Source organism: Cobetia sp. QF-1 (assembly GCF_002213105.1).
GTDB classification, from domain to species: Bacteria; Pseudomonadota; Gammaproteobacteria; order Pseudomonadales; family Halomonadaceae; genus Cobetia; species Cobetia crustatorum.
The window spans coordinates 170977-196921 of the sequence record NZ_NBVS01000003.1 but is presented as its reverse complement, the minus strand read 5'-3'; the positions used below and the strand labels follow the sequence as shown (position 1 = coordinate 196921).

At 58.4% G+C, this 25945-nt stretch carries 19 protein-coding genes; 14 read left to right on the top strand and 5 right to left on the bottom strand.

All coding sequences use genetic code 11. The features are described from left to right. Positions 1 to 29 precede the first annotated feature (29 nt). Complete coding sequence (locus CFN46_RS07270) at positions 30 to 905, top strand: electron transfer flavoprotein subunit beta (RefSeq protein ID WP_088743127.1); 876 nt, start codon at positions 30 to 32, stop codon at positions 903 to 905. A gap of 139 nt (positions 906 to 1044) precedes the next feature. On the opposite strand, the gene CFN46_RS07265 is transcribed toward CFN46_RS07270, so the two are convergent. Further along, complete coding sequence (locus CFN46_RS07265) at positions 1045 to 1779, bottom strand: DUF4174 domain-containing protein (RefSeq protein ID WP_088743126.1); 735 nt, start codon at positions 1777 to 1779, stop codon at positions 1045 to 1047. Positions 1780 to 2237: 458 nt separating this feature from the next. Between CFN46_RS07265 and CFN46_RS07260 the strand changes: the two genes are divergently transcribed. Then, positions 2238 to 2630 (top strand): DUF4168 domain-containing protein, encoded by a 393-nt coding sequence (locus tag CFN46_RS07260; RefSeq protein ID WP_024952042.1) that lies wholly within the window; start codon positions 2238 to 2240, stop codon positions 2628 to 2630. A 125-nt stretch (positions 2631 to 2755) separates the two neighbouring features. Here CFN46_RS07260 and CFN46_RS07255 read toward each other — a convergent pair whose 3' ends face one another. Continuing rightward, a complete protein-coding gene (locus CFN46_RS07255) occupies positions 2756 to 4330 on the bottom strand; it encodes a BCCT family transporter (protein ID WP_088743125.1) in 1575 nt (524 codons plus the stop codon). Between the two features lie 392 nt (positions 4331 to 4722). On the opposite strand from CFN46_RS07255, the gene CFN46_RS07250 reads away from it, so the two are divergent. The 3 genes from CFN46_RS07250 to CFN46_RS07240 all read left to right on the top strand — a co-directional run bounded on the left by CFN46_RS07250 (position 4723) and on the right by CFN46_RS07240 (position 9883). Then, a complete protein-coding gene (locus tag CFN46_RS07250) occupies positions 4723 to 6486 on the top strand; it encodes an NADH-ubiquinone oxidoreductase-F iron-sulfur binding region domain-containing protein (RefSeq protein ID WP_088743124.1) in 1764 nt (587 codons plus the stop codon). A 2-nt stretch (positions 6487 to 6488) separates the two neighbouring features. Beyond that, positions 6489 to 9506 (top strand): molybdopterin-dependent oxidoreductase, encoded by a 3018-nt coding sequence (locus CFN46_RS07245; protein WP_088743239.1) that lies wholly within the window; start codon positions 6489 to 6491, stop codon positions 9504 to 9506. Between the two features lie 137 nt (positions 9507 to 9643). Continuing rightward, entirely contained in the window at positions 9644 to 9883 is a 240-nt protein-coding gene (locus tag CFN46_RS07240) for a hypothetical protein (RefSeq protein WP_024952040.1), read from the top strand. 180 nt (positions 9884 to 10063) lie between these two features. Here CFN46_RS07240 and CFN46_RS07235 read toward each other — a convergent pair whose 3' ends face one another. Beyond that, a complete protein-coding gene (locus CFN46_RS07235) occupies positions 10064 to 10699 on the bottom strand; it encodes a flavin reductase family protein (protein WP_024952039.1) in 636 nt (211 codons plus the stop codon). 1368 nt (positions 10700 to 12067) lie between these two features. Here CFN46_RS07235 and cyoA point away from each other — a divergent pair. From cyoA to cyoE, 5 genes are read left to right on the top strand one after another with little or no spacing between them, the layout of a single operon-like run. Continuing rightward, on the top strand, positions 12068 to 13066 hold the full coding sequence (gene cyoA / locus CFN46_RS07225) for a ubiquinol oxidase subunit II (RefSeq protein WP_024952037.1): 999 nt from the start codon (positions 12068 to 12070) through the stop codon (positions 13064 to 13066). Positions 13067 to 13069: 3 nt separating this feature from the next. After that, a complete protein-coding gene (gene cyoB, locus CFN46_RS07220; RefSeq protein WP_024952036.1) occupies positions 13070 to 15079 on the top strand; it encodes a cytochrome o ubiquinol oxidase subunit I in 2010 nt (669 codons plus the stop codon). A 2-nt stretch (positions 15080 to 15081) separates the two neighbouring features. After that, positions 15082 to 15708 (top strand): cytochrome o ubiquinol oxidase subunit III, encoded by a 627-nt coding sequence (cyoC, locus tag CFN46_RS07215; RefSeq protein WP_024952035.1) that lies wholly within the window; start codon positions 15082 to 15084, stop codon positions 15706 to 15708. Further along, a complete protein-coding gene (gene cyoD / locus CFN46_RS07210; protein WP_024952034.1) occupies positions 15705 to 16034 on the top strand; it encodes a cytochrome o ubiquinol oxidase subunit IV in 330 nt (109 codons plus the stop codon). The genes cyoC and cyoD overlap by 4 nt, the downstream gene beginning before the upstream one ends. 13 nt (positions 16035 to 16047) lie before the next feature. After that, positions 16048 to 16902, top strand: coding sequence for a heme o synthase (gene cyoE, locus CFN46_RS07205; protein ID WP_035159735.1), 855 nt, complete (start codon positions 16048 to 16050; stop codon positions 16900 to 16902). A gap of 92 nt (positions 16903 to 16994) precedes the next feature. Here cyoE and CFN46_RS07200 read toward each other — a convergent pair whose 3' ends face one another. Continuing rightward, on the bottom strand, positions 16995 to 18278 hold the full coding sequence (locus tag CFN46_RS07200) for an aromatic ring-hydroxylating dioxygenase subunit alpha (protein ID WP_024952033.1): 1284 nt from the start codon (positions 18276 to 18278) through the stop codon (positions 16995 to 16997). Positions 18279 to 18670: 392 nt separating this feature from the next. On the opposite strand from CFN46_RS07200, the gene CFN46_RS07195 reads away from it, so the two are divergent. Beyond that, a complete protein-coding gene (locus tag CFN46_RS07195; protein ID WP_088743238.1) occupies positions 18671 to 19771 on the top strand; it encodes a hybrid-cluster NAD(P)-dependent oxidoreductase in 1101 nt (366 codons plus the stop codon). Between the two features lie 204 nt (positions 19772 to 19975). Then, positions 19976 to 21505, top strand: coding sequence for a Na+/H+ antiporter NhaC (gene nhaC / locus CFN46_RS07190; RefSeq protein WP_254918428.1), 1530 nt, complete (start codon positions 19976 to 19978; stop codon positions 21503 to 21505). 564 nt (positions 21506 to 22069) lie between these two features. Here the strand turns inward: nhaC and CFN46_RS07185 are convergent. Next, positions 22070 to 22960 (bottom strand): AEC family transporter, encoded by an 891-nt coding sequence (locus tag CFN46_RS07185; protein WP_024952031.1) that lies wholly within the window; start codon positions 22958 to 22960, stop codon positions 22070 to 22072. Between the two features lie 327 nt (positions 22961 to 23287). Between CFN46_RS07185 and glyA the strand changes: the two genes are divergently transcribed. Together glyA and CFN46_RS07175 are read left to right on the top strand one after the other, a co-directional pair. Next, positions 23288 to 24598: a serine hydroxymethyltransferase gene (gene glyA, locus CFN46_RS07180; protein WP_024952030.1), complete on the top strand. Its 1311-nt coding sequence runs from the start codon at positions 23288 to 23290 to the stop codon at positions 24596 to 24598. 93 nt (positions 24599 to 24691) lie between these two features. After that, positions 24692 to 25942 carry a sarcosine oxidase subunit beta family protein gene (locus tag CFN46_RS07175; RefSeq protein WP_088743122.1) on the top strand — a complete coding sequence of 417 codons (1251 nt, stop codon included), beginning with the start codon at positions 24692 to 24694 and terminating at the stop codon, positions 25940 to 25942. Positions 25943 to 25945: the final 3 nt, after the last annotated feature.

The following is a 25945-nucleotide window of genomic DNA, read 5'->3' as shown; positions in this document are numbered from 1 at the left end:
GAGGTGGTCAGGAGGGTAAGGAGAAACGCATGAATTCAGTCAATCAGTCTGCTGCACTCGGTCAGTCTGCTGCGCTCAAGGTCGTCAGTCTGGTGTCACTGGGTCAGCATCCGGTGTCAGGGCGCCTGCGGCGTGCCGAGCAGGATGCGCGCGCGCTGGAGCTGTGCTTGACCCTGTCACGTCAACAGCCCGAGGGGCAGGTGAGCGTAAGTGCCTGGCACGCCAGTGGCGAAGAGATCATGACGGGGAGCGAGCAGGACGTGGCACTGCGTGGTTATCTGGGCATGGGGCTGGAGGCGCTGACGCTGGTCACGCCTCGCGCCTTGCAAGATAAAGCCGCCGAGCGAGTCGTCGACGTGTGGCCGTTGCTCGCGGCACGACTGCGTGAGGGGGCCCCGCAGCTGGTGGTGTGCGGTGGCCAGAGCGAGACAGGTGAGGGGAGCGGTTTACTCCCACATCTGTTGGCGGAGAGTCTCGGCTGGCCGCTGGTCGAAGGACTGGTCGAGATCGAGAGTTGTGATGGTGAGCATCTGACAGCGTTGCAGGCATTGCCGCGTGGCCAGCGCCGTCGACTCAGAGTGCGGCTACCTGCGCTGGTCAGTGTGGATAGCGCCGCGCCGGCTGCGCGTCAATCGGCCTTCGGGCAGGCACGGCGCGGGTCACTGGTCAGGGTCGAGACTGGGGGCGCTGCGCACGATAGCGTGGCCGAAGCTTTCGCCATAACACCAGCGCGTAAACGACCCAAGCGCCTCAAGCGCATCAAGGCCACCAATGCGCGTGACCGTTTCAAGGCCGCCGCTGCTAAAGCCGAAGGTGGCGGTGGCAAGCGTCTGGAAGGCGTGAGTGCCGAAGAAGGGGCTGGCGAGATTCTCAAGTTGCTCCGTGAGGAAGGCGTTGTACGTTAAGGCGCTGGGCAACTTTCAGCGCTCGCTGCGCTACAGCAAGGCATATCTGCAGAAGATAGAAAGCCCCTGACAGCATCTTCGCTGTCAGGGGCTTTTTGTTTAAGGTGCCATTGATTTCCGCTTGATCTACCGGCTCTGTCTACTCGCTTTTCTGCCACTGCCAGTCTTCATCGCTCAATGGCTCGGGCGCGCTGTGTTCTTCCGTAGCTTGTGACGGTGATGCAGCGCGAGAGTTCTGGCTGGATTCCCGCTGGCGCATCGGCATGTTATCGATCACCTGGTAGATCTGGTCCGGTGAGACGAAACCCTCCTGCTGCATCTTCTTGCCGCCGTCCTTGCCCATCAGGATGACGGTAAAGGGCGCGCCTTCGCGCAGCTGCATGGCATCACGCAGGGCGCGAACCTCCTCGAAGCTCATCGGCACGCCATCGTGGATAACGCGTGTGCCCATCAGGCTATAGAGCATTACATCACGTTGCTGCAACTCGCCGCGCGTGGCGCGTAGCTCATCTCTCTGGCGCTGCAGATCACGGTCCTGCTCGTCTGGCGCGACCAGCACCAGTGAGCGGCGGTTCCAGGTTTCACCGAGCAGAGGGTTGGCGGCCGGATCGACATTGGCAGCCGTAGTGGTCGTCACTACCGTCTCGGGAGGTGACGGCGGTGGCGGCGCGCCGGCTGAGGTTTCGGTGGGGGCATTCAGGTCAGCGTCTGAATCCAGCAAGCTGATCGCGTGGGCCTGAGGACTGATGAGCAGCAGCATGGCCAGCAGGCTGGAGAAGAGCAGTGTTCCTGCATGCCGCGATGCTGGCGGAGATGACAGGAAAGATGAGAAGCCGAGCAAAGAGAGTGGTGAGGAAAGAGTGTGTGCGGACATATCAGTCCTCCGACAGCGGCGATGTTGTTAGGAGATGCATTCAGGTGCACAAGGATACGAGGTGTCGTGTGGCATGGGTCTATCGTAAGCCTATGTCAGTCTGCGGGAGTTTGCTGCCCATCAGTGCGCGGTTTGTGTGGTACTTGGCTGGGCTATATATCATGTGAAAGTGAAGGCGTGGAGAGATATCAGCGTCGTTTTGCAGCAGTTTCACGAGCGGCATGAAGAAAATTTGGCAGAAAGTTCGGCAGAAAAACGAATGTCTTTGTATGGGTATACAGGTTTTGAAACCCCTGCCATGAGCGGCCTCGCGTATTTTGCGTTGCTTTAATGCGACGAATGTATCGCGAATGATTCAAAGTGATTTCAAAGCTTTACATGAAAAATTGAACATCCGGCCGAGGCTTCCGTCTGAGTTAGGGTAATCACTTATTGACGATCAATGACTGGAGGCTGCAATGAAACGGATGACTGCATACATGACGGCTGCCCTGATTTCTGCGGGCATGATGTCGGCACCGGCGTTCGCTGCTGACGCACCGGCTCAGGGTCAGGCACCTGCACAGGCAACACAGGCTCAGGCCAGTGACTTCTCTGATGCGCAGCTGGAACAGTTCGCTGCTGCCTCTCAGGAAATCGCTCGCATCTCTCAAGACTTCGCCGGCAAGCTTCAGAAGGCCGACGACGAAACTGCCAAGCAGAGCGTCCGTCAGGAAGCCAATGATGAGATGGTCGGTGCGGTAGAAGACTCCGGTCTGGAAGTTGCCACCTTCAATTCCATCGGCCAGGCGGTTCAGAACGATCCGACGCTGATGAAGAAGGTGCAGAAGCTGGCTCAGGAAAACTCCTGATCCAGTAGGGGTGACGTTCGGGTCACCTACTGAAAATGCCGCCCCCGGTTACCGGGGGCGGCATTTTTTTGTCCGTGCTTTATGAAACGTTATTTATAAAGGCATGAGACTTGCGCGTTCACGCCTCAATTGGCGTTGAGGCTTAGCTCCTGCTTCTCCCACAGCAGACCACGGAACAGTGAGTAGCACATCACCAGTAGTACCAGCGTGAAGGGTAATCCGGTCGCGATGGCACCTGCCTGCAGTGATCCGAGGGCAGCACTACCGCCACCATAGAGCAGTGCACCGGCAATCAGACCTTCCATCGCAGCCCAGAACACGCGCTGACTAATGGGAGCATCTACCTTGCCACCGGCGGTGATGGAGTCGATCACCAATGATCCGGAATCTGAAGAGGTGACGAAGAACACCAGTACCAGAATGATGGCGATGAAGGAGGTCACGCCCGAGAGCGGTAGGTTGTCGAGCATCTGGAACATCGCAAGCGACACGGAATCGATGCCACCAGCCAGTGAACCGACGCCATTGACCGCCTGCTCAAGTGCGGTACCCCCGAACACTGACATCCACAGGATGGTGACAAGGGTGGGCACCAGCAGAACCGCGATCACGAATTCACGCACGGTACGGCCGCGCGAGACGCGTGCGATGAACATGCCGACGAACGGAGACCAGGATATCCACCAGGCCCAATAGAAGACGGTCCAGCCGTGGAACCAGCTTTCGTCAGGACGATCGATCCAGTTGGAGAGTGGCAGGATGTACTCGACATAGCTGAGTGCCGTGGTGCCGATGCCCTTGAAGATGGCGAGTGTCGGGCCTACCGCGATGACAAAGGCGATCAACACGGCAGCAATGACCATGTTGATGTTGGAAAGTAACTTCACGCCGCCGTCCAGTCCGCGACTCACCGAGTAGATCGCGATCAATGTGACCAGAATGATGATCGCGATCTGGGTCGGCAGGCCGTCGCCGATGCCGAATAGATAATCCAGTCCGGAAGCCGCCTGCGCCGACCCTAGCCCCAGGGACGTTGCCAGGCCGAAGATGGTCGCCAGCACGGCCAGGATATCGATGATATGCCCCATCCATCCCCAGGTGCGCTCACCCAGAATCGGATAGAACGCCGAGCGGATGGTCAGCGGCAGGCCCTTGTTGTAGGTGAAGAACGCCAGCGATAGTCCGACCACGGCATAGATTGCCCACGGATGCAGGCCCCAGTGATACATGGTGGCGCCAAGGGCAGCGCGTGCCCCTTCTGGGGTACGGGGCGCGACGTTTAGTGGTGTGCCGTACCAATCGGTGTAATAGGCCACCGGTTCGGCGACGCTCCAGAACATCAGCCCGATCCCCATGCCCGCGGCGAACAGCATCGCGAACCATGAGTGAGTGGAGAACTCCGGTTTGGCTTTCTGACCCCCGAGGCGCAGCTTGCCGACCGGATGGATGACCAGCAGCAGGCAGAACAGCACGAAGAGGTTGCCTGCGATCATGAACAGCCAATCACCGTAGTTGATCGACCATGCCTTGGCGCCGCCAAGTGCCGTTTCTGCCTGTCCCGGAAAGAGAATGGCAAACAGGATGAAGCCGACAATCAGTACGGCACTGATCGCGAAGACAGGGTTGTGAACATCAAGACCCATGACCTGGACATTGTCCTGGCCGATCTCGTAGTCCGTGTCATACGGATTCGATGACATGTGGATACCTCATGTTGTTATTGGTCGCGCTGTCATCCTGGAGGGGTTCCGACAGGGTCGGCCGCCATCAGGCGAAGAGTCTGGCAGTCTGATTGTGAGAGTCATTTCCTGTGGCAAGTTAGCTGGGTACGACACCTGCGTAGTCGTGGCTGACACAGAAGCGCTTTCAGGCTTTGATGCGGTTGCTGCATCAGTGTGTGCTTTGTAAATTGCAATCTACAGTGAGGAATGTCGGCGTTACTACGCTTTCGGGTCTGTTACCTGACAGGCCACGGTCCTGCTGGACAGTGGCCTTGCATGCCCGAGCCAATCGACGCTTACGTGACTAATGCAGTCGCCACGACTGCAGCCTCCTTGCATCACCACTATTAAAACAACGATGCGGTGCCGCCATGACGTCAGTGATCACTCCCCCGCCGGCTGTAGCCGGTCGTCGCCGTTCGCGCAGTCAGCTGCGCGGTCGCCCTGTTGAATCCGAGGCGCTGGCCGAGATACAGCAACTGCTGGCCGATAGCCCGCCGCAGCGTGACCTGTTGCTCGAATATCTACATGACCTCAATGACCATGTGGGCTATCTGGCGCTGCGTCATTTGCGTGCACTTGCCGAGTGGATGCGTCTGCCGATGGCAGAGGTCTACGAGACGGCAACCTTCTATGCCCACTTCACGTTGGTGCGGGATGGCGAAACGCCGCCGGCGGCGCTGACGGTACGTGTCTGTGATTCGTTGTCCTGTCAGCTGGCAGGTGCCGAGACACTCCGTGCCGGGCTTGCCGAGGGACTCGATCCTGCTGAAGTGCGTGTGGTGCGTGCACCCTGCATGGGGCGTTGTGATAGTGCGCCGGTGGCTGAGGTCGGCCATTACCATCTTGGTCAGGCAAGCGTCGCGGGCGTCAAGGCCGCGATTGCAGCAGGACATGTACATGCAGATCCCGCCACGAGCCTCGACTATCCAAGTCTGGAGGCGTATCGCGCGATGGGGGGCTATGGCCTGCTCGACGCGCTCAGGGCGGGCGAGGTGGCCATTGATGATCTGGCGAAGATGATCGAGCAGGCGGGGCTGCGTGGACTCGGAGGTGCTGGCTTTCCGACCTTCCGCAAGTGGGGCTTCGTGCGTGCCGAGGCGGGGCCGCGCTACTGCGTGATCAATGCGGATGAAGGCGAGCCTGGCACCTTCAAGGACCGCTACCATCTGGAGCGAGAACCGCACACCTTCCTGGAAGGTGCACTGGCCAGCGCACACGTCATCGACGCCGAAGGGCTCTACATTTATCTGCGTGATGAGTATCCGACGCTGGGTCTTGCGCTGCGTGAATGCATTACGGAGCTGGAAGTGGCAGGCGTCGTCGCGTCCGGTTTCATCCATCTACGCCGCGGCGCTGGCGCCTATATCTGTGGCGAGGAATCGGCACTGATCGAGTCGCTGGAAGGCAAGCCGGGCAAGCCTCGGCAGCGTCCGCCCTTCGTGGCGCAGTGCGGTCTGTTCGGACGGCCGACGCTGGTCAACAACGTCGAGACGGTCTACTGGATCGCGCGGCTGCATCGCGAAGGCATCGAGAGCTACGTCAATGTTGGCCGGCATGGACGCCAGGGGCTGAGAAGCTTTTCGCTGTCAGGTCGCGTCATGCGGCCGGGCATGTATCTGGCACCGGCCGGTATCACGCTCAATGAGTTGGTCGAGGAATACGGTGGCGGCATGGCAGCAGGACACCGTCTGTTGGCGTATCTGCCCGGCGGGGCTTCCGGCGGAATTCTGCCGGCCAGCAAGGCCGATATTCCGCTGGATTTCGACACCTTGCAGGCGCATGGCTGCTTCATCGGCTCGGCGGCGGTGATGGTGCTGTCGGATCAGGACGATCTGGTCGCGGCGGCACGCAATCTGATGACCTTCTTCATGGATGAGTCCTGCGGCCAGTGCACACCGTGTCGGGTCGGCACTCAGCAGATGCTGGCAGCGCTCAGCAGCGATCAGTGGGACGAGACGCTCTTGACGCGGCTCTCGCAGGTGATGGTAGACGCCTCCATCTGTGGGCTGGGGCAAGCGGCACCGAATCCGGTGTTGGGACTACTCAAGGATTTCCGAGGGGAGCTTGCGGCGCGCGGCGTACAGCTGATCGCCTCAACCGGTGCGCCTGCTGCGATGAGAGGTGACGCATGAACATGCCAGCGAAAGACTGCGCCGATCAGGCACGTGATGACGGCTTCACGATCACACTGGATGGCGTGGACATCACCGTCTGGCCCGGTGAAACGCTATGGAAGATCGCTCAGCGCAGCGGCGAGATCATCCCGCACCTGTGCTACAGCGAGGCGCTGGACTATCGCGCTGATGGCAACTGCCGCGCCTGCATGGTCGAGATAGAAGGCGAGCGTACGCTGGCGGCCAGCTGCATTCGAGAAGCGCGCCCAGGCATGGTGGTGCGCAGCGCCAGCTCTGAGCGAGCCGGTGCGGCCCGCGCGATGGTGGTCGAGATGTTGGCCGCGGACATGCCGGCAGAGCAGGTGAACCCTGATGTCAGCAGTCACTTCATGGCGACTGCCGCGCAGCTGGGTGTCGATGTCGGGCGTGCCCGCGAGACTCTGGGAGGCGCACGCGAGAAGGTCAGCACATTGCTGGGAGCAACGGCAGAGGAATGGTTGCCGTCGACCGTCAATGCTCATGACCACTCGCATACCGCGATGGCGGTCAATCATGACGCCTGCATCAGCTGTGGCCTGTGCGTACGCGCCTGTCGTGAGGTGCAGGTCAATGATGTGATCGGCCTGGCGGGACGCGGCAGCAACACCCGTATCGTGTTCGACCTCGAAGATCCGATGGGCGACAGCACCTGCGTGGCCTGCGGCGAGTGCGTTCAGGCATGTCCGACGGGGGCATTGATGCCAGCGGTGCAGGTCGATGCGCAGGGGCATGGCGATAGCGCCGCCGTGGATGACAAGATCGCCTCGGTCTGTCCCTATTGCGGTGTGGGCTGCCAGCTGGAATACCAGGTCAGTCGTGGTACTGGCGAGGTGCTGTTCGAAGAAGGGCAGTCGGGTGCGACGTTGGCGGATGCGCAGTCTCAATCGCTAGCCTCGGGGCAAGTCAAGCAACATCATGGCGCTGCGTCGCAAGACCCGCGATTGGACAACATCATCGCCGTCAGTGGTCGCGATGGGCCGTCCAACCGCGGGCGGCTATGCGTCAAGGGTCGTTTCGGCTTCGATTATCCGCGCCATCCGGAGCGTCTGATCCGGCCGCTGATTCGACGCGCTGGCGTGCCCAAGGGGCTGGACCCGACTTTTGATCCCGCGCATCCGCTGAGCCACTTCCGTGAGGCCAGCTGGGATGAGGCCCTCGAAGTCGCGGCCCAGGGACTCATGAGCCTCAAGCGAGCGCATGGCCCCGATAGCCTGGCGGGCTTCGGCAGCGCCAAGTGCACCAATGAAGAGGCGTGGCTGTTCCAGAAGCTGGTACGTACTGGCTTTGGCTCCAACCATGTCGATCACTGCACACGGCTGTGCCATGCAAGCTCGGTGGCAGCGCTGATGGAAGGTGTCGGTTCCGGTGGCGTCAGCGCCTCCTTCATGCAGGCTGAACAATCGGATCTGATCGTACTGACCGGCTGCAATCCCGGCGTCAACCATCCGGTCGCGGCAACCTTTTTCAAGCGCGCCGCCAAGCGCGGAACCCGTATCGTGGTGATCGATCCGCGTGGGCTGGCACTGCGTCACCATGCGCATCGCTCGGTACAGTTCACGCCGGGGGCTGACGTGGCGTTGTTCAATGCGATGCTCAATGTCATCGTCAGTGAAGGGCTGGCGGATCAGGACTATATCGCGGCCCACACCGAGGACTTCGCGGCGCTGGCCGAGCATGTTGACGCACTGACACCCGAGGCAATGTCACCATTGTGCGGTGTGGCTCCCGAAGAAATTCGCGCCGTGGCCCGCGAGTATGCAACGGCCAAGCGCGCGATGATCTTCTGGGGCATGGGTATCTCGCAGCACACTCACGGCACTGACAACGCACGTTGCCTGATTGCACTGGCGCTGGCCTGTGGTCATGTCGGTCGCGAGGGTACTGGCCTGCACCCGTTGCGCGGTCAGAACAACGTTCAGGGCGCTTCGGATGCCGGCATGATTCCGATGGTCTTCCCTGATTATCAGCCGGTCGGCGATGTGGCAGCGCGCGAGCGACTGGAAGCGCTGTGGGAGGCGCCGCTATCCGCTACGCCAGGCCTGACGGTGGTGGAAATCATGCACGCCATTCATGCCGGTCAGATTCGCGGCATGTACATTCTTGGTGAGAATCCGGCGATGTCGGATCCTGATCTTGATCACGCGCGCAGTGCACTGGCACAGCTTGAGCACCTCGTGGTGCAGGACATCTTCGTCACCGAGACAGCCCAATTCGCCGATGTCATCCTGCCGTCGTATGCCTGGCCGGAGAAGGACGGCAGCGTTACCAATACCAATCGCCAGGTACAGCGAGGGCGTGCGGCGTTGCAGGCACCGGGTGAGGCGAAACCGGACTGGTGGATCACGCAGCAGATTGCGTGTCACATGGGACTTGAGTGGCATTACGCTGGGCCTGAAGAGATCTATGCCGAGATGCAGCAGGGCATGGATTCGCTCGATAACATCGACTGGGCACGTATTTCTCACGAAGGGTCGGTGACCTATCCCTGTCTGACGCCGGATGGAGAAGGGGAGGATGTGGTGTTCGGCGAGGGCTTCCCGCGCGCCAGCGGTCGGGCCCGCTTCGTGCCGACCTGGCCCACGCCGCCGGATGAAACACTGGATGCCGACTATCCAACAGTGTTGACGACGGGCCGTCAGTTGGAGCATTGGCATACCGGCTCTATGACGCGTCGTGCACGGGTGCTGGACAACCTTGAGCCATCTGCGGTCGCGACGCTCAATCCGGTTGAGCTTGAGCGGTTGGGCATTGCTGCCGGTGAGCCGCTTAGCATCACTACGCGGCGCGGTCAGATCACGCTTGCGACGCGTGCTGATCCGCTGACGCCAGCGGGGATGGTATTCGTACCATTCTGCTACGCCGAAGCGGCGGCCAATCTGTTGACCAATCCCGCACTGGACCCGGTTGGCAAGATTCCCGAGTTCAAGTATGCCGCCTGCTATCTGACAAAGCCGAAAGCCTCTGCGATGCCGGAGTCACCGCCGGTCGCAACGGCGTGAATTCACATGTCACTGACGCTGTGTGATACGCAAGTTGCGTGAGTGTCTGTCCACAATGAAGGCAGCAGCATCAGCTATGCTCAGACAGCGGGACTTCATGCAGAAGCGCCCGCAGTCTCCACGGAGGAGGAAAGACGATGATGATAGTGGACCTGATCGATCAGCATGACTTCCGTGAGCGGCTGGTGGCATTGGGCGTTCGAGTGCCAGAAAACGCATGCCCAGATACCTGCGCGCGTATGGCGCTGACCAAACATGTGGAGGTTGGCGTGCCTGGTCTGCAGGAGTTGGTGCGCGAGTTGGTGCTGAAATCGGATGTGATGTTGCCGTCGGTACGTCAGGCATTGGACAAGTACCTGCTACCCGGGCTGCGCTAGTCGTTAGACGCTGGCGATGTGATGAAGAAAAGCAGGCATGAAGGTAGAGCATCCCTGCATGAGAAAAGAGGGCCTGTCAGCTGACAGGCCCTCTTTTGGTTTTTTACCACGGTGGCACTGGTGTTCATGTTGCTGAGGCTTGGATTACTGTCTCTGATGCTACTGGTCTCTGATGCTGCTTTACTCTGGGCGCTCCAGACTGAATAGGCTATCGGTGCGCGCATAGTCACTACCTGCCATGCGTCCCACAGCCTTTAATACCTCGTTGTCGACGTGACGTCCGTCCCAGACGCTGGGATCTACGTGTATGACGATGACCTCTGCCAGCACAAGGCTTCCTGCCAGTGGTTGATCGCCAAACGAGATGATGTCGCGAAGATGGCAACCGAAGGCAATGGGGGCCTCAGCGACGCGCGGCACCTGCAATGGCGGCATGGCGATCTTATTGAGCCCCGCGTGGCTGAATTCGTCACCTTCCGGTGCCAGGCTCGCGCTGGTGGCGTTGAGTGCTTCGCTCAATGCCTCACCCCCGATATGCACGATGCATTCACCGACCTCACGAAGGTTGTTCAGCGTGTCCTTGGTCTGGCCATCGCCGTTACGTAGCGGACTAAAGGCCAACACTGGCGGATTGACGCTGGCGATGGTGAAAAATGAGAAGGGCGCTAGATTGGCATTGCCGGTGGCGTCTATCGTCGAGACCCACGCGATAGGACGAGGCGCAACACTGCCGGAGAAGAGGCGGTAGAGAGACCCAGCGGGCAGCTGGGCGGCATCGAGAAGTGAATCCGCAGCGAGGGGAGAGTGATCAGTCATGGGCAGTGTCTCTTGCGTGAAAGGTTATGTCCCGGGGGTTAGCAGCGTGCATCGTCGACATACGGTGAGAGCCATGCCAGCTAAGGCTGTCAGGTAGCTTCTATAGCACCATGTGGACATTTTTCCTCGCGATCAATGCGAGATGCCTGTGTCAGGACGTGGCTGCTGCACGATGAAATAAAGATATTGCACTGCAAAGACGTATCTTGCAGGGAGATCATGCTGATCAGGTTCATCGGTGGTCTGAGGCTTATGGTATATAAAAGGATTTCAGAAAATCGCGAAGATCATCAGCAAGATTCTTGGTGTGGTCAATTGTCGCAGGTATTGATCTTTTCCCAAGATGTGATTTTCGGTACCTCTATCGAGTATGCCTCCCATGAGTATAAAGCTGGTCTAGAGAGGCACTGAGTCGTACTTTTGTTGCATTACGGTATTTTTTTAGTAATCAGATGGTTTTTATTTGTGTATTTTTGATTCTTTAATTTTTTGATTCATCTGATGGAAAGGTGGCAGATATCCATAAGTGAAGAACAAAAAATGGTCTTCTATTGTCAGGTTGTCCTCGTCTGATACGTTAAATATAAATGGTAGGGTTGCGTAATTGTGAATGATTTGAGGTGTTTTTGTGCACATCGATACCTCATGTTGATAGGAGTGCATGTGGAGTATTTCTGTGAATGATGATGATGAATGTCAGAAAAATGAACGACGATTTCACTCTGCTATCATGCTTCTAGAAGGGTGGTCTAACGTGTTGATTGTTACGTGATGAAGCTGATGCTGGAAATATGAAAGTGCGAATAACTAGCATAATATTTCTAAAATAGGCTTTTTGTTGGCTGCAAGCTCCTTTATTTATGGATTTATTGGATTTTTCGTCTACTGGGTGGCGATCATGATAAAGGGTGTGCGGAAGGGCGTTATCTTGAATTGTTCGTCCGCAATATGGTGATTCTTCTGGTCATCAAGTAGGTGAGTGGAGTGATCGTCAGAAAAGATAAAAAAAAGGATTGGCGATCTGCCGGTCAGGTGAGAAACGGGCGCTAGCCAACATCATTTGTGCTGCCGACGGGATCAGAAGGCAATCTTCTGACTTTAACCCGCGGTGAGAGAGGCGGCTGCCATGTTTGGCTATCCATGATTGATCCGCGCAGCAGGAAGTCATTCGTTTGCTGCTGCGCCTGACTGCGTCATCCTGCCCCGTAGTCATCCCCCCTGCCTTTTCACTATCCTGTGCCCCGCCTGCGGGAAATCTTCTGATTTCGTTCGAACGATCGACGACTTCCTGTTGGTCATTTCTTCGAACGCTGTGTTCCACATGTGGGCTCGTCATGACGTCATGGCGTGTTCCAACGAGGTCGTGAGATGAGAAAAAGCCTAATGCGGGGGGCTCTGCGGGGACTCCCTATCCTCGCGGGATTATTGATGTTGTCCGGCTGTGACGCCGTACTCTTCGATCCCAAGGGGCCTATCGGTGAATCCGAAAAGTCGCTGATTCTGACAGCTACCTACCTGATGCTCGTGGTCGTGATCCCGGTCATCTTCATGACGCTGTGGTTCGCCTGGCGCTATCGCGATACCAAGCAGAGCAAGGCGACCTATACGCCCAACTGGGCGCATTCCACCAAGATTGAGGCTGTGGTGTGGGGCATTCCCTGCCTGATCATCCTCGCCTTGGGCATCCTGACCTGGAAGAGCACGCATGAGCTGGACCCGCGTGCCGAAATCGTCGACGGCGGTGAGCCGATCGAGGTTCAGGTGATTGCGATGGATTGGAAGTGGTTGTTCATCTATCCGGAGCAGGGCATCGCTACGGTCAATGAACTGGCCATGCCGGTGGATCGCCAGGTGCGCTTCCACATCACTTCCGAGACCGTGATGAATTCGTTCTTCATTCCACGCCTCGGCAGCCAGATCTATGCAATGGCGGGGATGGAAAACCGTCTGCACCTGATCGGTAGCGAAGTGGGTACCTATGACGGTATCTCCGCGAGCTACAGTGGCGCCGGCTTCGCCGACATGCACTTCAAGACGCATGTCATGAGCGAAGGCGATTTCGATGCGTGGATCGAGAAGGCACGTGGCAGCAGCAAGGTTCTCGATGACGCGGGCTATACCGCGCTCAATGAGCCGAGCGAGAACGTTGCCCCGACCTTCTACGGCCAGGTCAAGCCGCACCTCTACCAGCAGATCATGGCGCCTTACATGGACGGCATGGAACTGGGCATGAGTGATAAGCAGATGGGCGACATGAAGATGAGTGGCAAGAAGATGGACCACTCAGCCCACAAGATGTCCGGCGACGAGATGTCTGGTGACGATATGTCCGGCCACGCCGAACCTGCGATGGCAACCGAGGAATAAGCAATGCTTGGAAAACTCACATTAGAGGCGATTCCGTATCACGAGCCGATCATCGTGATCGTGCTCGCGGCGGTAATCCTCGGTGGTGCAGCCCTTGCCGGCCTCATCACCTATATGCGCAAGTGGACTTACCTGTGGACCGAGTGGCTGACGTCTGTCGACCACAAGAAAATCGGCATGATGTACATCATCGTGGCGCTGGTGATGCTGTTACGTGGCTTCTCTGACGCTATCATGATGCGCTCCCAGCAGATGCTGGCCTCTACCGGTGGTGAAGGTTATCTGCCGCCAGAGCACTACGACCAGATCTTCACTGCCCATGGCGTGATCATGATCTTCTTCGTGGCGATGCCGTTCGTCATTGGCCTGATCAACGTGGTCGTGCCGCTGCAGATTGGCGCGCGTGATGTGGCGTTCCCGTTCCTGAACTCGCTGAGCTTCTGGCTGTTCGTGGTCGGTGTCATATTGGTCAACATCTCACTGGGTCTGGGTGAGTTTGCCAAGACAGGTTGGTTGGCCTATCCGCCATTGTCGGGGGCCAATTACAGTCCCGGCGTAGGCGTGGATTACTGGATATGGTCGTTGCAGATATCGGGTGTCGGTACCCTGCTGACGGGTGTCAACTTCGTCGCTACCATCCTCAAGATGCGTGCACCGGGCATGAGCCTGATGAAGATGCCGGTCTTTACCTGGACTGCACTGTGCGCCAACGTCCTGATCATCGCAGCGTTCCCGATCCTGACCGCGACCATCGCGATGCTGACGCTTGACCGTTATCTTGATTTCCACTTCTTCACCAATGATCTTGGTGGAAACATGATGATGTACGTCAACCTCATCTGGGCCTGGGGCCATCCTGAGGTGTACATCCTGGTGCTGCCGGTCTTCGGTGTGTTCTCCGAAGTCATCGCCACCTTCTCCAAGAAGAAGCTGTTCGGTTACACCTCGCTGGTGTGGGCGACCATCGTCATCACGATCCTGTCGTTCGTCGTCTGGCTGCACCACTTCTTCACCATGGGTGCTGGCGCGGATGTGAACGCCTTCTTCGGTATCGCGACGATGATCATCTCGATTCCGACAGGCGTGAAGATCTTCAACTGGCTGTTCACCATGTACCGCGGTCGTATCGAAATGACCTCTCCGGTGCTGTGGACTCTCGGCTTCATGGTCACCTTCACCATCGGTGGCATGACCGGTGTTCTGCTGGCCGTGCCGGGCGCGAACTATGTCCTGCATAACTCGCTGTTCCTGATCGCCCACTTCCATAACGTCATCATCGGCGGTGTGGTCTTCGGCGCGATGGCTGGTATCACCTACTGGTTCCCGAAAGCGACCGGCTTCATGCTGTGTGAGAAGTGGGGCAAGCGTTCCTTCTGGTTCTGGATCGTCGGCTTCTATCTCGCCTTCATGCCGCTGTACATCCTCGGCTTCATGGGCATGACCCGTCGTCTGCAGCACGTCGACAATCCGCTGTGGGTTCCGTATCTGGTCGTCGCCTTCATCGGTGCCGTCCTGATCCTGATCGGTATTGTCTGCACCGTGATTCAGATCGTGGTCAGCATCAAGAATCGTGATCAGCTGCAGGACACCACGGGCGATATCTGGGGCGGTCGTACTCTGGAGTGGAGCACCACTTCTCCGGCACCGTTCTACAACTTCGCTCACGAGCCGCAGGTCAAGGAACTCGATGAGTTCTGGGAAATGAAGGAACGTGGACACGAGGAAGCGGCGAAGAAGCCGTATGCCCCGATCCACATGCCGCGCAATGCTGCTGCCGGTGTCATCATTTCTGGCTTCAGCCTGATCTTTGGCTTCGCACTGATCTGGCACATCTGGTGGCTGGCCATTGTGGGTCTGGTCGGCATGATCGCCAGCTTCATCGTGCGTTCCTTCAACTACGACACCGACTACTACGTGTCTGTCGAGGAAGTCGAGCGTGTCGAGCGTGAGGGCCGCGAACGTCGCAGCCTGCCCGGCGCCCGTACACCGACTGACACAGTGGTTCAGGGGTAATCATGGCGAATAATGCAATGACATCTCATGACGGGGCGCACGACGCCCATGACGATCACGAGCATCACGATGCCAACGGCCTGAAGGTCTTCGGTTTCTGGCTCTATCTGCTCAGCGATTGCATCTTGTTCTCGATGCTATTCGCAGCCTATGTGGTGCTGAGCCAGGCGTATGCCGGTGGCCCGACGGGTGCCGAGATCTTCGAGCTTGATTTCGTGCTGGTCGAGACCGCGCTGCTGCTGGCATCGAGCTTCACCTATGGCCTGGCAATGCTGGGCATGAACCGCGGAGACAGCTCCGCGGTGATCAAGTGGCTGATGATCACCTTTGTCTGTGGTGCGGGCTTCATCGCGATGGAAATCTATGAATTCCATCACTTGATCGTGAATGACATGGGCCCGGATCGCTCTGCGTTCCTGTCTGCCTTCTTCGCGCTGGTCGGTACCCACGGGTTGCACGTGACTGTCGGTCTGATCTGGATGGCGCTGCTGATTATCCAGGTCAAGCAGAAAGGCCTGACAGAAGCCCATCGTGGTCGCCTGATGATGCTGAGCCTGTTCTGGCACTTCCTGGATGTTATCTGGATCTGTGTCTTTACCGTCGTCTACCTCACGGGAGTGATGCTATGAGCCATTCCAATGACCATCACAACGACAGCCATGGCAGCGTCAAGCAGTATGTGATTGGCCTGATTCTGTCCATTATCCTGACGATCATTCCTTTCGGCATGGTCATGCTGATGGATGATCCGGGTGTTGGCGTGATCTGGGCCATCTTTGGCTTCGCCATTGCTCAGGTATTCGTGCAGCTGTATTTCTTCCTGCATCTGGACGGCTCCAAAGAGCAGAGCTGGAATGTGCAGGCACTGCTGTTCACCCTGGTGATCGTGGGTATCGTCGTTGGCGGTTCCCTGTGGATCATGGTTGAGCTGAATCAGAACATGATGCCCATCTGATAGCGTGAGCCTGATGATCAAGGACTACCTGCGTACCACCAAGCCGGGCATCATCTTCGGCAACCTCATCACCGTCAGTGGTGGGTTCTTCCTCGCCTCTGGTGGTGAGGTGGACTGGGCGCTGTTCCTCGCCACCCTGATAGGGGTGGCGTTGATCGTGGCCTCGGGCTGTGTGTTCAACAATTGCATCGACCGTGATATCGACCGTCACATGGCGCGTACCCAGGGCCGTGCTCTGGTACAGGGCACTGTCTCGTTCAAGGGCGCATTGACCTTCGGGGGTGTGCTCGGGTTGGCCGGCTTCTGGTTGCTGGCCGCGATGACCAATCTCATGGCAATGATTGCCGTGGGATTGGGCTTCGTGATCTATGTCGGCGCCTACAGCATGTGGCTGAAGCGTGGTTCGGTGTATGGCACCCTCATCGGCTCACTGTCCGGCGCTGCGCCGCCAGTGGTCGGCTACCTGGCTGTTACCGGCCAGGTGGACATGGGGGCGCTGCTGTTGCTGATTATCTTCAGCATGTGGCAGATGCCGCATTCCTATGCGATTGCCATGTTTCGTGTCGATGACTATCGGGCTGCCAATATTCCGGTTCTGCCGGTCGCGCGTGGCATGGAGTATGCCAAGCGTGTGGTGATTGGCTACATCGCCGGCTTTCTCCCAGTGTCGCTGCTGCTGACACTGTGGGGCTATACCGGCATGTGGTACCTGGTAGTGGTAACCATCGCATGTGGTTGGTGGTTGTATCTGGCAGTGTGGCGGCTCAAGGGGCAGTCTGATGCTTCCTGGGCCCGCAAGTTGTTCGGATTTTCCATCATTATCGTGATGGCACTCAGTCTGATGATGAGCCTGGATACCCAGTTATAATCCAGTGATAGATGTACGAAAAAGCCCGCCACCGGATAACCGGTGGCGGGCTTTTTTATGTCGCTATTTTTGTGTCCAAGTCAGGCCAGCCGTCACGCCAGTTGCAGGTGTTGCGGCTGTGCATCGCTCAGAGCCGCTTCTATCTGCTCGGAGTACCAGTCCACGAAGTCCACCACACCGAACTCGTAGGTTGAGGAGTAGGGGCCGGGTTGATAGGCCTGAGAGTTGATGCCGCGCTGGTTCTCCTCTGCAAGACGACGATCCTGGTCGTTGGTGGCATCCCACACCTTACGCAGGGTATCGAGGTCGTAATCCACGCCTTCGACAGCGTCACGATGTACCAGCCACTTGGTGGTCACGCGGGTCTTCTGAGCGCTGATCGGTTCGACGCGGAAAACTACTGCGTGATCGCCCATGAAGTGATTCCAGGAGTTGGGCAGATTGAGGATACGTAGCGAGCCCATGTCAGCACTCTGCAAACGCCCCATCAGCTTCTGGCTGGCGACGCGACCATCCTGGGTCATCGAGAACGTGCCTTCCAGCAGCGGTGTACGTGTCATGCGGTTACGGCGACCGAAGCGTACCAACTGATATGGCACCTTCTCGGCATCCCAGTCGGCTTGCTTGCGTGCGACTAGCTCTTTGTAGGCCAGAGTGGCGCGCGGGTCATCAGTATCATCGAATTCCTGTAGCGAGTTCAGCAGCTCCGGGTGCGCGCCATTGCAGTGATAGCACTCGCGGTTGTTTTCCACGACCAACTTCCAGTTGGCATCCTCGACGATGGAGGAGGTGCACGCCACCTTGGTGTTCTCCATGTCATAAGGCTTCAAATAGAATTCGAGTGTCTTGAAGAACGGCTCGGCATTGGCAGGTTGCTGGGAGAGATTGATGAACAGCATGCCACCTGCACAGCGCACATGGACCGGATGCAGACCGAACTCCTTGGTGTCGAAGTCCGTTCCCATATCGGAGCCGGCAAACAGCAGGCGACCGTCCAGCTCATAGGTCCACTGATGGTAGCCGCAGACCAGCTTGGCCACCTTGCCGCGCTCGCTGGTACACAGGCGTGAGCCACGATGACGGCAGACGTTGTGGAAGGCATGAATACTGTCGCCATCACCGCGCACGATGATGATCGGATTGGCAGCCACGTCCAGCGTCATGAAACTGCCCTTGGCGGGTATTTCACTACTGACCCCGACAAACAGCCATTCCTTGGCGAAGATCTCTTTCATGTCGAGTGCGAACAGCCGTTCGTCGTTATAGAAGGGCTGCGGCAGGCTGAAGCCGGCTCGCCGTTCACTCAGCAACCGCGCGGCGGCCTCACGTACTGCCTGCTGTTGCTGGTCCTGAGCGTGTTCCAATAGATCGCTCATCGCGTTGTCCTCGCACGGTCGATAGGCGGCGACGTGTCGCTGCCATCAAGAAGTCAGGAAAGAGTCTGGAGCAGACTGGTTGTTTGTGGGGCAGCCGCAGGGTCTTTGGGACGATTCGCCGCACATTGGTGGAGTGTGGCTGAGGGCGGCATTTGTCCAATGCCTGCCGACGACTCTCAATGACGTATTTCCGACGCATTGATGAGGTATTCGATAAAGAGGGTTTTTTCTGCCGCTAGCGGAGACCACAGGCATGTTTTTGTCGTGGAGGGATAAACGGTCTGGCGGGCGTGATTCGACAATCTGCTGCATGTCCCGCCGTTGGCCGCGCGTACGGCGCACTACTTCAAGAATCGATAAGCCCAAGAACAAGCGAGGCCTTCATGAGCGTGATCCCTAGCAATTTCAATCCGGTAACGACCCAGACCTGGAGCAATGGTCGTCACCGTGTACGCTGCGTGAAGGTCATTCAGGAAACCTGGGACGTCCGTACCTTCTGCTTCATGGCCGAACAACCGGTGATGTTCTTCTTCAAGCCAGGGCAGTTCGTGACCCTGGAGCTGGAGATAGACGCCCAGCAGATCATGCGCTCCTACACCATCTCAAGCTCACCTTCGGTGCCCTACAGTTTCTCGATCACCATCAAGCGTGTGCCGGGCGGTCTGGTATCCAACTGGTTGCATGACAACCTCAATGAAGGCGACGAGCTGGCAGTACATGGCCCGGTCGGCAACTTCAACTGCATCGACTATCCGGCCGAGCGCTTCCTGATGCTGTCCGGTGGGGTCGGCATCACGCCGCTGATGTCGATGGCGCGCTGGTACTTCGATACCAATGCCAATGTCGACATCTCCTTTGTGCACAGTGCGCGCAGCCCGCGCGACATCATCTTCTGGCGCCAACTCGAGTTCATGGATTCCCGTGTGCCGGAATTCAACATGCACATCATCTGCGAGCGCTTCGAGACCGGCCAGACCTGGTCTGGCTATCGCGGCTATCTGACCGAACCGATGCTGGAGATGATCACGCCAGACTTCATGGAGCGTGAAATCTTCTGTTGTGGCCCGACGCCCTACATGAACGCGATCAAGAATCTGCTGCGCCAGCGTGGCTTCGACATGAGCCGCTATCACGAAGAGTCCTTCGGAGCGACGCCGGTCGAGGTAGAAGAAGACGCTATCGAGCAGGCGGAACAGGCCGAGGTGCTGGCTGAGGAGATGGACCGCTCCGATCTGACCCGCGTCGAGTTTTCCGCCACCGGCAAGTCGGTGCAGATCGCACCGGGTGAAACTGTCCACGCGGCGGCTGCCAAGCTCGGCCTGCACATCCCCAAGGCCTGCGGCATGGGTATCTGCGGTACCTGTCGCGTGCAGAAAATCTCCGGTGAGGTTGCGATGGAGCATAACGGTGGCATCACGGATGAGGACGTCGCCGAAGGCTTTATCCTGTCCTGTTGCAGCGTTCCCAATGGCGATGTGGTGATTGATTACTGAGCTATCCCTGCTCGGTGATAGCTCAAATGATGATCAACATCAGACTAATGGCATTGAGTGTCGGACTCTGCTCGCGCTCTTATTCTCAGAACTGTCCTTGCGTGTCGTATTCAGGCGGCTGAATGACGCAGGCAATCACTTTTCAATACCCGAGTCGACATAGCGTGGGCGTACAACAAGTACAACTCACCGATGGAGAACATAATGACTCGGGATTTGATGACCCCTCAGCGGCCGTCCCTCGTGATGGCCTGCCTACCGATTGTGGCCACGCTAGCCGTATTGGCACTGCAGCTGTTCGTGTTTGGTGAATTCACACCTCATGTACCGCTGGTCTGTGGCGTGGCAATGACGGCAATCATCGGTTGGAAGCTGGGACACGGCTGGTCAGCGATGGAAGAGGGCATGATGCGCATCGTGCGCGTTGGACTACCTTCCATCGCCATCCTCATCCTTGTCGGCATGACGGTGGGTATCTGGATCGCCTCCGGCAGTGTGCCGATGATCATCTACTACGGCCTCAAACTGATCTCACCGGAGTACTTCCTCGCGGCGGCGATGCTGTTGTGCGCGGTAGTCTCCGTGGCATTGGGTACCAGCTGGGGGACGGTCGGTACGGTCGGTCTCGCCCTGATGGGGATTGGTGCAGGTTTCGGCATTCCGCCGTGGTGGACCGCCGGTGCCGTGGTCTCCGGAGCCTTCTTCGGTGACAAGGTCTCGCCGTTATCTGATACCACCAATCTGGCGCCTGCCGTCACCGGCGTTAACCTGTTTGCGCATATCCGCAACATGATGCCAACCACCATTCCTGCGATGCTGATTGCGCTGGTGATCTATCTGGTGGCGGGCAACCTGCTGGCCGCTGGTCAGACGCTTGATCTCGAGCGCATCACGGCCATTACCGAAGGCCTGGCCGGTAACTTTGAATTCAATTTCTGGGTGCTGATGCCGCCGCTGCTGGTGATGGGACTGGCGATTGCACGCATGCCGGCATTGCCAGCGTTGTTTGTCGGAGTCGCGGCGGGTGCCGTCGTGGCCTTTGGCGTGCAGGGTGAGGCGGTCAAGGCGTTGTTCGGCTATATGCAGAGTGGCTACACCTTGACTACCGGTGTCAGCGAGATCGATACCCTGCTCAATCGTGGCGGCATCATGTCGATGGCGTGGGTCATTCTGTTGGTGATGATCGCGCTGGCGTTTGGTGGCCTGCTGGAAGTGATCGGCTGCCTTGAATCGTTGTGTGCTGCGGTACTCGTCAAGGTGCGCGGCATCTTTGGTTTGCAGTTGGCGGCTAGCTCGACGGCGGCACTGACCAACGTCATCGCGGGAGATCCCTATCTCTCCATCGCCTTACCAGGTCGCATGTATGCGCCGGTCTTCCGTGGCGAGGGCTATTCGACGCTCAACCTGTCGCGCTCTCTTGAGGAAGGCGGCACGCTGATCTCGCCGTTGATTCCCTGGAATGCGGGTGGCGCAGTGGTGATCAGCTCGCTGGGATTGGTGGTCAGCGGTGGCAGTCTGGAAGGGCTGCTGTATATCCCGTTGGCGTTTGCCTGCTGGCTGTCGCCATTGCTGGGTCTGCTTTACACCCTGTTCGGACGCTTCATTTTGCGTGCCGATGATGCTGAGCGGGCCGAGTGGGCTGACAAGGGACATGCTGTCATTTCGCTTCAGCAGCTGAGAGATCAGGCGTCGGTGAAGGCAGGAGGCGTGGCGCCTGTGCGGCCTGAGGCCTGATGAATGTGGTCAGCGTGGCATCAGTATTATGGTGTTTTATGCTCAGGCCTATAGGTGAATCAACTCGCGCCAGATGACGGTGCAAACCATGTGGAGCGATCGGTAGTCTCAAGGCTACGCTTCATGTGTTGCCACAGGGAAGGCTACGTGCAGGGAAGGAGATCGCCTCGGGGGATCCCGAATAGCGGCACGGGTACCAGTATCCGGCGCCATGGCTGAAAGTCTTCTACCTGCACACCCCTCAGCTGCATCTTGAGAGCGAGGGACTTCCTCGTCAGGTTAGGGTCTGCCACTACAGGCCCGAATTTGTCAGAAATGGGCGATATCAAGACAAGGGAACGGTGTGTCATCTCCAGGCCGGGGGACGACGCCAGACAATAACAAGGCTATCTGCAATATCAGGAGGTACCGCGCTGTTCAAGCGTGACAACGGCTTCATCACGTCACCCTTGCATCGCCGTAGTTTCTGGCAGGAAAACGTCCCACGACCACGCAAGCCTCAAGCTTGCGTGGTTTTTTTATGTGCGCGTGTTGGTGGGCAGTGATTCAGTGTGTCAGCACCATTCAGTTGGCCATCGCACCAAGCGTAGCGAGTAACGCCGGCAGATAGATGAACGCAGCGAGTGTTGAGCAAAACACCAGCGTGGCGACGTATTCAGGCTCGCGGCCTGCCTTCTGCGCAAACATGTAGTTGTAGACCGCGACTGGCATGGCCATCTGCATGATCAGCACGTTCAGCGCTAGCGGCGGCAGCCCTATCAGGCTACCGATGGCCCAGGCGCTGGCAGCAGCAAAGGGGATGCGCAGTAGGCTGAAGCCCACGCCAGCGGCCAGGTTTCTGACACGGATATTGGCCAGCGAGACGCCAAGGGTGATCAGCATCAGCGGTACGGTGAAGCCGGATATCAATTCCAGGCTGTTGCCGATGAAGCGTGGCATGTGGACATCGCTGAGCAGCATGACGGTAGCGACGATACTGGCCCAGATGGTCGGCGAGCGAGTAATGCTGCGTAACGGATTGCCTCCGGTACTGGCGAGCCAGGCCCCAAGACTGAATTGCAGCAGTGACATGGTGACCATGATGGTGATGGCGTAGGCAAAGCCGGCCTCGCCGAAGGCATACAACGAGACCGGCAGACCCATATTGCCAACGTTGGAGAACAGTAGCGGGGCGACAGCCACCTTCCATGGCTTGCCGATCAGGCGCGCAAAGGGCCAGCTGAGCGCCAGCAATAGTCCCATCACGGCAAGTGTGGCCAGTCCGGTGCGCAGGAAGCTGGTGTTGTCGATCTCTGCGCTGCCCAGTGCATTCAGGATCAGCGCAGGGGTACCGATGTACAGCACTAGCTTGGTGACGAAGGCCATCGGATAGTCATGGCCTAGACGCACCCAGAAGAAACCGATGGCTGCGCCACACAGCACCGGTGCCATCACCGCTAGCAGTTCCATCAGCATCAACTCATCTCCCGTCCATTTTGGTATCTGGCCTGACCCTGCCAGCCGTCACGCGCGCCTGCGTATTTTCGCATATGCCGTCCTAGCATACCTGCGTGCATGGCTCGGGGTGTAGCGCTCTACGGCCCGCATGACTGCCAGAGGACACGCTTCAGCGCGAGCCAATGTCGCATCTGCGCACGCATGTCGCATTCGCACTGCGTCGTGACGCTGACAAGCAGTTAGTGGTGAGTGGGCAGGGCTAGTATCGGGGCAAGCTCATGATCCAACAGATCGCGATCAACAGCATGCATTCCAACAACAACGCCCGATAACCGGAGGCGCGTAATGTCTCAGCAACATGGCTACACCCGTGATGACCGACTGGCCAGACTCGACCCTGCACTGGCCGAGGCCATTCTCGAAGAGACCGCGCGTCAGGAAGCGCATATCGAGCTCATCGCCTCCGAAAACTACGCAAGTCCGCTGGTGATGGAAGCCCAGGGCAGCCAGTTGACCAACAAGTACGCCGAAGGCTATCCGGGCAAGCGCTACTACGGTGGTTGCGAGTTCGTCGACAAGGTCGAGACGCTCGCCATCGATCGCGCCTGTGCCTTGTTCGGGTGTGATTACGCCAACGTGCAGCCGCACTCCGGCGCCCAGGCCAACGCCGCTGTCTTCATGGCGCTGGTGTCGCCGGGCGATACCATTCTCGGCATGAGTCTCGCCCACGGCGGCCACCTGACTCATGGCGCGGCGCCCAACTTCTCCGGCAAGCATTACAACGCCATCCAGTATGGCCTCACCGAGAGCGGCGAGCTGGACTATGAGGAGATGGAACGCCTGGCACGCGAGCACAAGCCGAAGATGATCATCGCGGGCTTCTCGGCCTATTCCCGCGTCGTCAACTGGCGTCGTTTCCGCGACATGGCGGATGAGATCGGTGCCTGGCTGATGGTCGACATGGCGCACGTAGCCGGCCTGGTCGCGGCGGGTCACTACCCGAGTCCGATCCCGCATGCCCACGTCGTCACCACGACGACACACAAGACGCTGCGCGGACCACGTGGCGGCTTGATTCTCTCCGCCAACGGCGACGAGACGCTGTACAAGAAGCTCAATAGCGCCGTTTTCCCGGGCCAGCAGGGTGGTCCGTTGATGCATGTCATCGCCGCCAAGGCCGCGGCCTTCAAGGAAGCGATGAGCCAGGACTTCGTCAGTTATCAGGCCCGCGTGATCGACAACGCCCGCGTGATGGCCGGTGTCTTCATGGACCGCGGCTATGACGTCGTCTCCGGTGGCACCGATGACCACCTGTTCCTCGTTTCTCTGATCCGTCAGGGCCTGACTGGTAAGGATGCCGATGCCTCACTAGGTCGCGCGCATATCACCGTCAACAAGAACAGCGTGCCGAATGATCCGCAGAGCCCGTTCGTCACCTCCGGCCTGCGCATCGGCACACCGGCAGCGACCACGCGTGGCTTCGGGGAAGAGGAATGTGAGGCGCTGGCCGGCTGGATCTGTGACCTGCTGGATGCACTGTCGACTGGCGAGAGCGACAAGGTCGAGGCCGACGTTCGCGCTAAGGTCGAAGCCGTCTGCGCACGCTTCCCGGTCTATTCCGGAGCATCTGTGGCTGAAACGGCCGCCCTGGCCTGATAGCGATATACCGTCATTTATAAAAACGACAAGCGGCGCACGTGACCCATCATCACCACGTGCGCCGATATAAAGTTTCAGGAGGGGTGGCAAATGCAGCGTTACTCGGGATTCGGGCTGGTCAAGCATGCGCTCAGCCACCATGAGCATTGGCAGAAAGTCTGGCGTAGCCCAGAACCCAAGAAGGAATACGACGTCATCATCGTCGGTGGCGGTGGGCATGGCCTGGCCACGGCTTACTATCTAGCCAAGGAACATGGCATCACCAACATTGCGGTGATCGAGAAGGGATGGCTGGGTGGCGGTAATACTGCGCGTAATACCACCATCGTGCGTTCCAACTATCTGTGGGACGAGTCTGCAGCGCTCTACGAACACTCCATGAAGCTATGGGAAGGCCTGTCACAGGACCTGAACTACAACGTCATGTTCTCCCAGCGCGGCGTGCTCAATCTGGGCCACACCCTGCAAGACATGCGTGACATCCAGCGTCGTGTGAATGCTAACCGCCTTCAGGGCATTGATGGCGAAGTGCTGGATGCCCAGCAGGTGCAGGACCTGGTGCCGGCAATGGATTGCTCCGCTAGCACACGCTATCCGGTGCTCGGTGCCTCATGGCAGCCGCGTGGTGGTGTCGCGCGTCATGACGCGGTGGCCTGGGGCTTCGCACGTGGTGCCGATAGCCTCGGTGTTGATCTGATCCAGCAGACGGAAGTCACCGGCTTCCGCAAGCAGGATGGCGCCATCGTTGGCGTGGAAACCTCGCGTGGCTTCATTGGTGCCAAGCGCGTTGGCGTCGTCACTGCCGGTAACTCTGGTGTGATGGCCGAAAAGGCGGGCTTCCGCTTGCCGCTGGAATCTCATCCGTTACAGGCGTTGGTCTCCGAACCGCTCAAGCCGATTCTCGATACCGTGGTGATGTCCAACCACGTGCACGGCTATGTCAGCCAGTCTGATAAAGGCGATCTCGTGATTGGGGCCGGTATCGATGGCTATGTAGGCTACGGCCAGCGTGGTAGCTATCCGACCATCGAGCATACCGTGCAGGCGATCATCGAGTTGTTCCCGATCTTCTCGCGCGTGCGCATGAATCGTCAGTGGGGCGGTATCGTCGATACCTGTCCGGATGCTTGTCCGATCATCTCCAAGACACCGGTCAAGGGACTGTTCTTCAACTGCGGTTGGGGGACGGGTGGCTTCAAGGCCACGCCGGGGTCCGGCAACATCTTTGCCTGGACACTGGCCAAGGGCCGCGCTCACCCGTTGGCTGAGCCGTTTGCCTACGACCGCTTCAATAGCGGCAAGCTGATCGATGAACATGGCGCCGCTGGCGTCGCGCACTGAACC

What these genes read in the sequence shown, in the direction of transcription:
- CFN46_RS07255 (WP_088743125.1), bottom strand. Translation starts at nt 4,330, where the DNA reads ATGTCATCGAATCCGTATGACACGGACTACGAGATCGGCCAGGACAAT.
- CFN46_RS07260 (WP_024952042.1), top strand. Translation starts at nt 2,238, where the DNA reads ATGAAACGGATGACTGCATACATGACGGCTGCCCTGATTTCTGCGGGC.
- nhaC (WP_254918428.1), top strand. Translation starts at nt 19,976, where the DNA reads ATGACTCGGGATTTGATGACCCCTCAGCGGCCGTCCCTCGTGATGGCC.
- cyoC (WP_024952035.1), top strand. Translation starts at nt 15,082, where the DNA reads ATGGCGAATAATGCAATGACATCTCATGACGGGGCGCACGACGCCCAT.
- CFN46_RS07175 (WP_088743122.1), top strand. Translation starts at nt 24,692, where the DNA reads ATGCAGCGTTACTCGGGATTCGGGCTGGTCAAGCATGCGCTCAGCCAC.
- CFN46_RS07250 (WP_088743124.1), top strand. Translation starts at nt 4,723, where the DNA reads ATGACGTCAGTGATCACTCCCCCGCCGGCTGTAGCCGGTCGTCGCCGT.
- CFN46_RS07200 (WP_024952033.1), bottom strand. Translation starts at nt 18,278, where the DNA reads ATGAGCGATCTATTGGAACACGCTCAGGACCAGCAACAGCAGGCAGTA.
- cyoE (WP_035159735.1), top strand. Translation starts at nt 16,048, where the DNA reads ATGATCAAGGACTACCTGCGTACCACCAAGCCGGGCATCATCTTCGGC.
- cyoA (WP_024952037.1), top strand. Translation starts at nt 12,068, where the DNA reads ATGAGAAAAAGCCTAATGCGGGGGGCTCTGCGGGGACTCCCTATCCTC.
- glyA (WP_024952030.1), top strand. Translation starts at nt 23,288, where the DNA reads ATGTCTCAGCAACATGGCTACACCCGTGATGACCGACTGGCCAGACTC.
- CFN46_RS07235 (WP_024952039.1), bottom strand. Translation starts at nt 10,699, where the DNA reads ATGACTGATCACTCTCCCCTCGCTGCGGATTCACTTCTCGATGCCGCC.
- CFN46_RS07265 (WP_088743126.1), bottom strand. Translation starts at nt 1,779, where the DNA reads ATGTCCGCACACACTCTTTCCTCACCACTCTCTTTGCTCGGCTTCTCA.
- CFN46_RS07270 (WP_088743127.1), top strand. Translation starts at nt 30, where the DNA reads ATGAATTCAGTCAATCAGTCTGCTGCACTCGGTCAGTCTGCTGCGCTC.
- cyoB (WP_024952036.1), top strand. Translation starts at nt 13,070, where the DNA reads ATGCTTGGAAAACTCACATTAGAGGCGATTCCGTATCACGAGCCGATC.
- CFN46_RS07245 (WP_088743239.1), top strand. Translation starts at nt 6,489, where the DNA reads ATGCCAGCGAAAGACTGCGCCGATCAGGCACGTGATGACGGCTTCACG.
- CFN46_RS07240 (WP_024952040.1), top strand. Translation starts at nt 9,644, where the DNA reads ATGATGATAGTGGACCTGATCGATCAGCATGACTTCCGTGAGCGGCTG.
- CFN46_RS07185 (WP_024952031.1), bottom strand. Translation starts at nt 22,960, where the DNA reads ATGCTGATGGAACTGCTAGCGGTGATGGCACCGGTGCTGTGTGGCGCA.
- cyoD (WP_024952034.1), top strand. Translation starts at nt 15,705, where the DNA reads ATGAGCCATTCCAATGACCATCACAACGACAGCCATGGCAGCGTCAAG.